Consider the following 11,985-nt stretch of genomic DNA (forward strand, 5'->3'; position numbering starts at 1 on the left):
GCTCTTCCGATCTCCCGCGGAGCGGGTACCACATCGCTGCGCGATGTGCAAGCGAACAACCGCGTTGCGCGCGGTTGTTGCGTTCCCGCTCCGCGGGAACGCTGGCGGGACGCTGCGCGTCCCGCTCAACCTGACTGCTGCGCAGTCAGGTTGACGCTCCGTCCGCTGCGCTCCCGGAGCAGCAGGACTTCGTCCTGGATCCGGCCCTCCGCTGGCGCTCCAGGCCGGCCGGGCGGGTCCGCTGCGCTCCCCCGCCCTCAACGGCCCTTCCGGCTGCGCCTCCAGTCTCTTCGGGCCCGCTGGCGCGGGCCTGGCTGGCTACGAGGAGGGGTGGCTGCTCGTTCGTGTCGAGTTCAGCGTAGTGCATGCCTCTTTGTGATGCAGCATGTAGAGTTAGGGAAAATTAGTCACACCCTCAAGGCTGTGTGAGCTCGACAGGGTGAGCAGAGTCGATGAGGTGAATCGAAGTGACGATCAGGGAAAAGATTCCTGATGTGCTTACGCGCAGGGCTCAATCTTTCGTCCGAATCCACGGTTACCGGATTCCTGATACTGGTGTGGAGCAGCACCGGGCCCGGTGGCTGGAGCATGGAATCCCGGCAGCAGAGATTGACCGTTCTGTGGCGTATCAGGAAATCTGGGGCGGGATAGCTCTCCCTCCGTCTCCGCACTACGACGGTGGTCCCAGTTCGCTGAGTGCGGACGTTCCTGAGGGGTCGGAGGCGGAGGGCTGGTGGTTCGGGGCCGGGCTGCAGCGCACCGCGCTTCCCTACGCTTTCATGATTGGTCCCGAGGGGGAGTTCGGTATCCATGCCGGCACTTGGGTGCCTCTGCATGGGAGCATCGCGGGGTGGGTGGAGTCTGTGGCCCTCGCAGATCATGCCCGTCGGTGCGCCCGCACTATCACCACGGTGACCGGTGAAGCGGTGGAGGCGCTGCAACTCGACGGCTTGGAACCGGTCTTGGAGGTTGCCGGACGTGCAGACACCTGGTGGCGAGGAGCTGACTCTCTTGTGGCCGTCTACCGCGGGGAAGCTGAGTGCATGTTGGCACCGCAGTGCCGAACGGCAACGGTCTACTCCGGGCTCGATGAATGGGGCCTCAAAGGACTCGGCGTTTAAGAGCTCACCTGCCATCGATGAGACATCGGGCTCAACGCTGCTTTCGGCAAGAGGAACTGATGACAGGACAGTTTGGAATGCACAGAATCGTGCTCAGAGAGCACCAGGTGGATGCGACTGCGCGTATCCGTCACTGGGTCGGATTCCCTGCAAGGTCCTCTGTGCCCGCGGAAGGGGCGCGCGCCACGGTGGTGTCCGCCACGGGGTCTGGCAAGACGATCACGGCTGCGTGGGCTGCGCTGGAGTGCTTCCGTGGCGGGCGGATCCTCGTCATGGTCCCTACCCTCGATCTGCTCGTGCAGACCGTTCAGGCGTGGCGGAGGGTGGGTCACAGGGGGCCGATGGTCGGGGTGTGCTCGCTGGAGAAGGACGACGTCCTGGAGCATCTGGGCGTACGGACCACTACGAACGCGATCCAGTTGGCGCTGTGGGCGGGGCATGGGCCGGTGGTCGTGTTCGCCACGTACGCCTCTCTCGTGGACCGCGACGACGCGGAGGATCCGTTGGGTCAGGGACGCGTTCGCGGGCCGCTGGAGGCTGCTCTGGCAGGCGGAGAGCGGCTGTACGGACAGACGATGGCTCCGTTCGACCTCGCCGTCGTCGACGAAGCCCACTCAACCGCCGGTGATCTTGGGCGGCCGTGGGCGGCGATCCACGACAACACCCGCATCCCGGCGGGCTTCCGGCTCTACCTCACCGCCACCCCACGCATCCTCGCCTCCCCCCGGCCGCAGAAGGGCAGGGACGGGCAGGAGCTGGAGATCGCGACCATGGCGTCCGACCCGGACGGCCCGTACGGCGAGTGGATCTACGAACTCGGACTGTCCGAGGCGATCGAACGCGGCATCCTCGCCGGGTTCGAGATCGACGTGCTGGAGATCCACGACCCCTCCCCCGTCCTCGGGGAGTCGGAGGAAGCACAGCGGGGCCGGCGCCTGGCTCTGCTGCAGACGGCACTCCTGGAGCACGCCGCCGCGCGGAACCTGCGCACGGTCATGACCTTCCACCAACGGGTCGAGGAGGCGATGGCGTTCGCGGAGACGATGCCGCAGACGGCCGCCGAGCTGTACGCGGCCGAGGTCTCCGACGAGGCCCTGGCCGACGCGGACTTGCTGCCGAAGTCGTCGGTCGATGCAGAGTTCTACCAGTTGGAGGCCGGCCGCCACGTACCCCCGGACCGCGTCTGGTCGGCATGGCTATGCGGCGACCACCTCGTCGCCGAACGCCGGGAGGTCCTGCGTCAGTTCGCCGACGGCCTCGATGCCGGCAACAAGCGCGTGCACCGGGCGTTCCTGGCCAGCGTGCGGGTCCTGGGCGAAGGCGTCGACATCGTCGGCGAGCGGGGCGTGGAGGCGGTGTGCTTCGCCGACACCCGCGGCTCCCAGGTGGAGATCGTCCAGAACATCGGCCGGGCCCTGCGCCCGAACCCCGACGGCACGAACAAGGTGGCCAGGATCATCGTGCCCGTCTTCCTCCAGCCCGGCGAAGACCCGACCGACATGGTCGCCTCCGCCTCCTTCGCACCCCTCGTAGCCGTCCTCCAAGGCCTGCGCTCCCACTCCGAACGCCTCGTCGAACAGCTCGCCAGCCGGGCGCTGACCAGCGGCCAGCGCAAGGTACACATCCGGCGCGACGAGAACGGGCGGATCATCGGCACCACCACCGAAGGCGAGGACGGGCAGCACGAGAGCGAGGGCGCGGTGGAGTCAGCGCTGCTGCACTTCTCCACCCCGAGGGACGCGGCGACGATCGCGGCGTTCCTGCGCACCCGGGTGTACCGGCCGGAGTCCCTGGTGTGGCTGGAGGGCTACCAGGCGCTGCTCCGCTGGCGGAAAAAGAACCACATCACCGGGCTGTACGCCGTCCCCTACGACACCGAGACCGAGGCCGGCGTCACCAAGGCGTTCCCGCTGGGGCGGTGGGTCCATCAGCAGCGGCGCACCTACCGTGCCGGTGAACTCGATCCCCACCGCAAGACCCTGCTCGACGACGCCGGGATGGTGTGGGAACCCGGCGACGAAGCCTGGGAGACCAAACTCGCAGCCCTGCGCTCCTACCGGCGCGCCCACGGCCACCTCGCCCCCAGGCGCGACGCTGTATGGGCCGACGCCGACAGCGAACTGGTCCCGGTCGGGGAGCACATGGCCAACCTCCGCCGCACCCACGGCCTCGGCAAGAACCCTGAACGCGCTACGGTGCGGGCGGCGCAGCTGGCCGCGGTCGACCCCGACTGGAACTGCCCCTGGCCACTGGACTGGCAACGCCACTACCGCGTCCTGGCCGACCTCGCCGCCGACGAACCCGACAGCATCCTCCCGGCCATCGAGCCCGGAGTGCTCCTCGAAGGTGATGACCTCGGCAGATGGCTTCAGCGGCAGCGCCGCAGCTGGGCAGAGCTCTCGGAGGGACAGCAGCAGCGGCTGGCAGCGCTGGGCGTGCAACCCGCCGAACCGCCCGCCCCAGCCTCGGCGGCCAAGGGCACCGGGAAGGCATCAGCCTTCCAGCGCGGGCTTGCCGCCCTCACCCAGTACATCCAGCGGGAAGGCAGAACCGTCGTTGGAAGGGCCCACATTGAAGAGTTGCCGGACGGTTCGGCGATCAGGCTGGGTGTGTTTCTGAGCAACCAGAAAGCCAGGCGTGACCGTCTGGATGCGGAGCAACGAGCAGCCCTCGCTCAGCTGGGCTACACCTGGGCCGCAGAACAGCGCCAACGCGGCTGACAGCACGTCTGCGGTGTCAGGGACGCCTGGCAGAACCTGGATCTGGTCTCTGGTTCCCTTTGGCTTGTTATGCCCATTACCGGATGAGCCGAAAAGACGTTTGGCTCTGTGTGCGGAGCGCGGAATGGGATGCGGCAAAGACCGGGCCGGCCGATGCCAGAGCTGTAGACGTACGGTTCTTGGCTGCGAGCGGGACGACGGAGTGTTCGCGGTGGCAGGCGACGGCCACCGAAGTGGCCTTCGAGCAGTGTCCGCCTCTGAGGCCGTTTTCAGCCCGCAAGGGTAAGCGCATAGCGCCGGGATGGTGGTGGTCGGCGACCACCGGACGGCTCGTGCACTACGGCTCTGCGGCAATGCGGCTGCATCTGATGCTGCTCGACCGCGATCCACGCGTCAGTGGCCTGGCCAGTCGGCCACTAGAACTGCGGTGGCGTGCGCCGGACGGAGTGCGTACGCATGCCCCGCAGCTGATGCTCCGGCTCACCGACGGCCAGGGGGTCTTGGCGGACTGCACCGCCAGAGCGGAGCTTTCTCGGCGGCAGCGGTCCCTCGCGGCGGCGGTCGGCGGGGTGTGTGCGGCGGTGGGCTGGCGGTACTGGGTGCTGGGGCCGGTCGATCCGGTGTACCGGCGCAACGTGACCTGGCTGGCCGGATACCGGCATCCGCGGTACCACGCAGGACAGCAGCTGGCGGCGGCGTTGAGGGAGTCGTTCGCCGACCGTACGCCGCTGTGGGAGGGCGCGCGCCGGGCCGGGGATCCGATGGTGGTCCTTCCCGCGCTGTTCCATGCTCTGTGGGCGGGGCAGCTGTCTGCGGATCTGGGCGCTCCGCTGCATGAGCGGATGCCGGTATGGACGCCGGCGGCGTGACGGGGGCGAGGGGCCGGGGGTTCGGCGGGCCGGTGGTCGAGGTGGGGTCCCGAGTGCGGTTCGAGGGGCGGGCCTGGACGGTAGCGGCCCTCGCTGGCGGGCAGGTGCGGCTGATCGCCGAGAACGGCGAGATGGTGGCACTGCTGCTGTCGCTGTTGTTCGCCGACGAAGGGTTCGAGGTTGTGGCTGCGCCCGCCGTCTGCCGGGTGCCGCCGCTGGGCTTGCTGGAGTCGTTGCCCGCGCCGGTGCGGGAGCGGGCGCTTGCCTGGGAGCGGCATGTGCGGGAGGTGGAGACGGGGCACCCCGGCGGATCCGGTGCGGCCGGCCCTGGGCGGGCTGAGTACGCCCCGCAGGTGCGGACGCTGGCGCAGCGGGAGGAGGCGAAGGCGGCGGAGTTGTCGGCGGCGGGTCTGGCGACCAGCGCGGTGACGGTGCGGCGGATGCGGGCCCGCTACCGCGACGGCGGGGTGTGGGGACTGGTGGATCAGCGGGCTGCCCGGCCCCGGTCGGCACTGGGGCGTGCGGATGAGCGGGTGGTGGCCGCCCTGCGGGAGGTGCTGGAGGCCGGGCAGGAACGCTCCAGTGGGACGCTGGGGCGGCTTCGGGTGTACACCGAGCGGCTGTTGGCCGAGCGGCACGGCCACGGGGCGGTGCCGCTGCCGTCGACCGCGACGTTCAACCGGCTCGTGCACGCCCTGGCCGACGGGCGCGGGCTGCTGGGCAGCGCGCGGCAGCGCCGCTGGCGCACGGCGCGCCCGGCTCCCCCGTTCGTCCCGACGACGGTGATGGCGCCGGGTGAACTGGTGATGATGGACAGCACCGTCCTGGATGCCTTCGTGGTGCTCGACGACGGGGTGGTGGAGCGGCCCGAGTTGACCATCGCGCTGGATGTGGCGACCCGCAGTATCTGCGCGGCCGTGCTGCGCCCGAGGGGAACCCGCAGCGTGGACGCGACGCAGTTGCTGGCGCAGATGATGGTGCCCGCGCCGATGCGGCCTGCCTGGCCCGGGGCGCTGGCGATGGAACGCTCAGTGATCCCGTACGAGCGGCTGCTGAGCGTGGACGCCCGCCTGGAAGGGGCCGCGGCACGGCCGGTCATCACCCCGCAGACCGTCGTGGTCGACCAGGGCAGAGTGTTCGTCTCGTCCTCGTTCGTCGCCGCCTGCGGATCACTGGGCATTTCCCTGCAGCCGGCGCCGCCCGGCAACGGGCCGGCCAAAGGGCACGTGGAGCGCACGTTCTCCTCGATCAACACGCTGTTCGCCCAGCACGCGGCCGGCTACACGGGTTCCCACACCGGCGAGCGCGGCCGGGACACGCAAGGCGAGGCGGTATGGACACTCGCCCAGCTGGACGACCTGCTGCAGGAGTGGATCATCTGCGGGTGGCAGGAGCGGGAGCACGACGGCCTGCGGCACCCGATGATGCCCCGCCGCGCTCTGTCGCCCAACGAGATGTGGGCGGCACTGGTCGCAGTCTGCGGGTACGTGCCGGTGCCGCTGGGGCGCGAGGACTACATCGAGCTGATGCCCGTCAAACGGCAGAAGATCAACGACTACGGCATCCGCATCGACTACCGCACCTACGACCACAAGATCCTCAACCCCTACCGCGGCGAAGCCTCGCCGGCGGCGGACGGCCTGTGGGAGATCCACTACAACCCGCACGCCCCCGACGAGGTATGGGTACGCCTGCCCAAACCCGGCCGGCCGCGGGGGTACGGGTGGGGGGCCGTGCCGTGGATCCACCGCACCCTGGTCAGCGCCCCGTTCACCGACTTCACCTGGCAGCACGTCAGGCGCACCGTCGCCCAGCGCGGCAGCCGCGTGAGCCACGAACACGACCTGGCCCTCGCCCTGCGCGAGCTGCTGGAACGCGCCGCCGCCGGACACGGCAGCCGCCGGGACAAGGTCGTCGCCGCCCGGGCCCGCGCCGCCGCGAACGAGGGCGGTGCGGTGTGGGGGCTCCTGTACGGCCAGCCGCCGCAGACGGCAGCCGACGGGCCCGACGAGGACGACGGCGACCACGGTGAGGAGGTCTTCGCCGCAGACGCAGACACGGAGGCGGAGGCGGAGAAAGCCGACGCCGCCCGTGAGCGCCAGCCTCTCGAGCCCGCCGGCGCCGAGGGCCCGGCCGGGGCTGGGGCCGGGGACAAAGACGGCCAAGCACGTCCGGCGCGAGATTCTTGCGTCACGGTCTACGACCCCTTTGAGGAGTCGCTGCGCTGGTGAACACCTTCTCCGAGGACAGCGCGGGGTTCGTGCCCCTGGCCCCTCCGACCGTGTGGCAGGGCTGGGACGCCTTCGTCCACCACGCGCCGGCCCCCGCCCGGGAAGCCGGCGATCCCGTCTGGTCCCAGACGCAGCGCGAGGACTACCACTCCGAACTCGCCGTCATGCGCACCCCGGCCATGGACAGCGTCTTCACCGCCGTGCGGCGGCTGCTGCTGGTCAACCGCCGCCAGCAGGCGGGCGCCCGCCGCGGTCTGATCATCTCCGGTCCGGCCACGACGGGGAAGACCACCACGATGATGGCGCTCGGGCGTTCCTTCCACCTGGCCGACCAGCGCCAGCACCCCGGACGGGCCGAGCGCAGGCCCGTGCTGTTCATCAGCGTGCCGCCGGCCGCCACACCAAAGATGCTCGTCAGCGAATTCGCCCGGTTCCTCGGCATGCCCATCACCGACCGCCTCAACCAGACCCAGATCACCGGCGCTGTGTGCGACCTGCTGTGCGAGCTGGGCACCCAGCTGGTCCTCATCGACGACGTCCACCTCCTCGACACCCAGCGGCGCGCCGGTGCGGAAACCTCCGACCAGCTCAAGTACCTCGGCGAACGCATCCCGGCCACCTTCGTCTACTCCGCGATCGACATCGAGACCTCCTCACTGCTCAGCGGAGTACGCGGCGCGCAGATCGCCGGCCGCTTCAAAATCTTCCGCCACCGCCCGCTGGCGTACGCGACCGAACAGGACCGGACGGTCTGGAACGACCTCGTAGGGGCCATGGAAGACCTACTGCGGCTGCGCGCGCACCGCACCGGAACCCTGGTCAAGCACGCCGCCTACCTCCACGCCCGCACCGGCGGCCGGATCGGCAGCCTCTCCCACCTCATCCGCGAAGCCGCTCTGATCGCCATCACCGAAGGCACCGAACGGATCACCAAGCAGCTGCTCGCGGAGGTCGAACTCGACGCAGCCGCCGAAACCCAGGCCCGGCCGGCCCGGCCCGCACGACGGAAGCAGTAGGGCATCCGCAATGGCGCACCGCTCCAGCACCCCCGCACCCGTCCGTCTGCCCCGGGGCAGACGGACGGGACGCGAACGGGCAGCATCCGGCGGGATCGTGCCCACCATGGGCGGCGGCGCAGCAGGACGCATCGCTCCGTTGAACGGGGAGCTGACGCTGTCGTTCCTGACCAGAATCGCCGCCCGCTACCACCTCGGCATCCGTGACGTGCTGGCCGCCGTCACCGATGTCAGCGGCCTGTGCAACCTCACCGGGATGCTGTCTCCGGACAGCGAGATCCACCTCAACGCGCAGGCCCGTGCCCGCGTTTCCGCGCTGTGCCGCGTTCCGCAGCACATGCTCGAGCAGGCGCTGCCCGCGTGGACGAGGGAAGAGCCGAGCGGAAAGTACGGGAGCGGCCCGGTCGGGCGGCTGATGCGCGGTGAGGAGGTCGTTGCCGCATGGGGGCCGGCCTGCCCCGCATGCACCGCCGCCCGCACCGGACGAGACGTGCCCGCCCGCCGGTATCTGGCACCTGAGCAGCGGGTCTGCGCACGCCACCGGTACTGGCTCCTCTACCTGCCCCACGCCAGCGGGCTGCCTGTGCCCCTGGGCCGCTGCCCGGAGGTGATCGAGGCCCAGCGGCAGCACGTCCGGCTGCTGCACCGCTCCCCCGCCGCAGCGCCAGCCTTCGAAGTCGCCCGTGCCGTCACCGGGACCTGGTGGGAACAGCCCTGGCCCCACGAGGAACAGCAGTGGCCGGCACGCCTGGAGGCGACGCGTCCTATCGAGGCTGACCCCAACTGGTGGAAAGTGGCCGCCCGCGACCTGATCACCTATCCCGAGACCGTCGCCCTCGCACAGGTCCTGTCCAGCCCCCGCCGGCAGCAGCACACCCTCACCCAGGCCCGCGGCCATCTGCCCTACCGCCTCGGCGAGATACCCACGCTGCTCGCCGAACTCGCCGACCAGCTCCACCGGCCCTGGCTCGCCCGCCACCTCGCCAACGTCACCCACGGCCCGCTGTTCACCTGGGCCCACTCCTTGGTACGCACCCGCGCCGCCCCGACACCCGCGGCGCAGCGAACGCTGTGGAAGGTGCATTCATCGCACCGGCCCCGCCCCCTCAGCGACCTCCTCCCCCAGCCACCAGCTGCCGACGGCACCCCGCCAGCGCTCCAGCCGAAGCCGGTCAAACGGCTACGCGGCCACAGCCTCCAAGCCGAACGCGCCTTCGAAAGGAGCCTCGCGCACGCCCACGTCTACCACCAGCAGCACGGGCATCTGGCCGTCCCCAAGGAAGACTCTCCCGACGGCTACCCGCTGGGCGGGTGGTTGTCCGGCCTGCGCACCCGCCACGCCAAAATGCCCGCCCACCAGGCCGCCGCCCTCCACGCGCTCTACCCGTGGTGGAACGCGCCATGGAGCACCCTGTGGCAACGCACCTGGCACCAGGCCCGCGACCACACCGACACCCACGGCCCGCTCCAGTCGGCCCGCGGCTTCCCCACCACCAGCTACAACCTGGGCGAATGGCTCTACCTGCAATGCACCCGCTACCCCGCCCTCCACCCCGAACAACAACACCTCCTCACCCAGATCGGCATCGACTCCGCGGCGGCGGCAGCCGCCCGGCCCAGACGGCGCAACATGAGGGCCGGCGCCGAAGAAGCCCTCGCCCACGCCCGCTCCTACACCGCCGAACACGGACACCTCGCCCAGGTCAGCGCCACTACCGTGCACCACGGATACCCGTTGGGACGATGGCTCGCCGGCCAACGAAGCCAGCAGCAACGCAAAGTCCTGTCCCCCGAACGGCAACAGGCTCTCCATGCCATCGACCCCTGGTGGTGTCCACCCTGGAACCTGAAATGGCAACGCCACTACCACCACGCCCGCGACGCCACAGCTGGCCATCCCCCGCGCCCGGAGAACGGCTTTGATGACCTCGGCAACTCCGGAGCCGCCGACTGGTTGTGGCGCCAGTGCGCCAGGTACGACGAACTCCACCCCGAACAGCGGCAACTCCTCACCGACATCGGCATCACCACCGAGACGGCCCGCACGGCCAGGGAACGTGCACGGACAGCCCCGAGAACACCAGCCAGGCCCCCCGCCCCGGAGACCGAAGAGAAGACCAGCCAGGCCGAAAAGGGTGCGGATCCTGCCGCTTCCACCGGTCGACGCCGCACACGACGTGCCGCCGAACCGAAACGTCCCCGCGAACCCCGCAGCCGCCTGGGACACCGCCCCGATCTGCGGCCGGGCTTCGAGACATCCCTGGCACACGCCCGAGCCTGGCACGCTGAACACGGCCATCTCGCGGCTCCCCGTGACACCCGGCACGACGGGTATCCGCTGGGGTGGTGGCTGTTCAGCCAGCGCAACCGCGCCAAACAACGCGCCCGCGACCGCCTGCCGCCCTCACCCCACCTCACCGAGCTCACCGCGATCGACCCCTGGTGGAACCCACCCTGGAAGACCGAATGGCAGCGCAACTACTACCGCGCCCGTAACCACGTCGAATCAGGCCGCCCCTTCGACCCCGCCGCGCGGATCCCCGCACCGAGCACCGTCCTCGGCACCTGGATCACCCGCGCCTGCCTGACCTACCACCAACTCCACCCCGACCAGCAACAACTCCTGGCCGCCCTCGGCATCACCGCCCAGACAGCCGACCAGTGGCCGCCCAGCCCCCGCCCCCAGCCTCACACCGAAGCCCTCCAACACGCCCGTGCCTGGGCTGCCCGACACGGCCACCTCTGCCCACCCATCAAGACCGTCCACAACGGCTTCCCCCTCGGCGCGTGGCTCGACAGGCAACGCCAACTCGCCAAAAAACGCAGCAGCCCCTCCCCCACCCAGCAGACACTGGCCACGATCGACCCCTGGTGGAACCCGCCCTGGCCCATCCTGTGGCAACGCGCCTACCACCACGCACAGGCCGATCCCCGAAACCCCACCACCCGCCAATGGCTCCAGAACCAACGCCGCATCTGGATGCTCCTCCACCCCCAGCAACAACACCTTCTCACTCACATCGGCATCCACCGGTAGCGCAGCCACTACAGCGCTCCCTACTGAAGCTTCCCCTTGATCGTGGACACCTGGAGACTGGGATCTTGAGGTTCCAGAGGAAGTAGCACCAGGTGGGAAGCAAGTACACGCAGCGGTACACCGAGGAGTTCAAGCGGGACGCGATCGCGCTCGTCGACTCCTCGGGCAAGACGGTCACCGCCGTCGCCCGGGAACTCGGCATCAGCTCGGAGTCCCTGCGCGGCTGGTACCGCAAGGCCAAGGCCGACCGGGGCGAGGGCGAGTCCGGTGAGCTGACCAGTGCCGAGCGCGAGGAGCTCAAGCGGCTGCGCAAGGAGGTCCGCGAACAGCAGCAGACGATCGAGATCCTGAAAAAAGCGACGGCCTTCTTCGTGAAGGAGAACGACCGGTGAGCGAGCTGTACCGGTTGATCCATGCGGAGAAGGCTACGTACCCGATCGTCCTGCTGTGCCGGGTGCTGAAAGTCGCCCGCTCCTCCTACTACGCATGGTGGGAGGGCGAGGCGGCCCGCCGTGCCCGGCAAGCCGCCGACGATGCGCTCGCGCACGAGATCACCGTGGTGCACATCGCCTCCCGCCACACCTACGGTGTCCCGCGCATCCACGCCGAACTACGCCGCCTGGGACGGCAGGTGAACCGCAAGCGCATCGCCCGTGTGATGCGTGAGCGCGACATCCGTGGTGTCACCCGGCGCAGACGGCGTTCGCTGACCCAGCCCGACAAGAAGGCGACGCCGGCCCCGGACCTGATCGGCCGCGAATTCCACGCCGAGCGGCCCGGCATCAAGCTGGTCGGCGACATCACCTACCTGCCCACCGCCGAAGGCTGGCTCTACCTCGCCTGCTGGCTGGACCTGGCCACCCGCGAGGTCGTCGGCTACGCCATGGCCGACCACCACCGCGCCGAGCTCGTCGTCGACGCTCTCAACATGGCCCACGGCCGCGGCGGCCTGGAGCCGGGCTGCGTGGTCCACAGCGATCGCGGCAGCGAA

The 11,985-nt window shown here is 69.9% G+C and carries 7 protein-coding genes; all 7 read left to right on the forward strand.

Translation table 11 applies throughout. The features are described 5' to 3' along the window. Positions 1-1,198: 1,198 nt before the first annotated feature. Positions 1,199-3,841 carry a helicase associated domain-containing protein gene (locus tag ACVV2G_RS32650; RefSeq protein WP_453846402.1) on the forward strand — a complete coding sequence of 881 codons (2,643 nt, stop codon included), beginning with the start codon at positions 1,199-1,201 and terminating at the stop codon, positions 3,839-3,841. Between the two features lie 233 nt (positions 3,842-4,074). Then, positions 4,075-4,710 (forward strand): TnsA-like heteromeric transposase endonuclease subunit, encoded by a 636-nt coding sequence (locus tag ACVV2G_RS32655; RefSeq protein ID WP_453846403.1) that lies wholly within the window; start codon positions 4,075-4,077, stop codon positions 4,708-4,710. A gap of 53 nt (positions 4,711-4,763) precedes the next feature. Continuing rightward, positions 4,764-6,941: a Mu transposase C-terminal domain-containing protein gene (locus ACVV2G_RS32660; RefSeq protein ID WP_453846404.1), complete on the forward strand. Its 2,178-nt coding sequence runs from the start codon at positions 4,764-4,766 to the stop codon at positions 6,939-6,941. Next, positions 6,938-7,957: a TniB family NTP-binding protein gene (locus ACVV2G_RS32665; protein WP_453846405.1), complete on the forward strand. Its 1,020-nt coding sequence runs from the start codon at positions 6,938-6,940 to the stop codon at positions 7,955-7,957. The genes ACVV2G_RS32660 and ACVV2G_RS32665 overlap by 4 nt, the downstream gene beginning before the upstream one ends. A gap of 106 nt (positions 7,958-8,063) precedes the next feature. Next, positions 8,064-10,994, forward strand: coding sequence for a Helicase associated domain protein (locus ACVV2G_RS32670; RefSeq protein ID WP_453846406.1), 2,931 nt, complete (start codon positions 8,064-8,066; stop codon positions 10,992-10,994). Positions 10,995-11,086: 92 nt separating this feature from the next. Further along, positions 11,087-11,386, forward strand: coding sequence for a transposase (locus ACVV2G_RS32675; RefSeq protein ID WP_453844447.1), 300 nt, complete (start codon positions 11,087-11,089; stop codon positions 11,384-11,386). Next, positions 11,383-11,985: IS3 family transposase (locus ACVV2G_RS32680; protein WP_453844448.1), on the forward strand; the 603-nt coding region annotated here is incomplete at its 3' end. The genes ACVV2G_RS32675 and ACVV2G_RS32680, both read left to right, overlap by 4 nt.

The sequence above is a fragment of the Streptomyces sp. JK94 genome (assembly GCF_053613315.1).

What these genes read in the sequence shown, in the direction of transcription:
- ACVV2G_RS32650 (WP_453846402.1), top strand. Translation starts at nt 1,199, where the DNA reads ATGCACAGAATCGTGCTCAGAGAGCACCAGGTGGATGCGACTGCGCGT.
- ACVV2G_RS32670 (WP_453846406.1), top strand. Translation starts at nt 8,064, where the DNA reads ATGGGCGGCGGCGCAGCAGGACGCATCGCTCCGTTGAACGGGGAGCTG.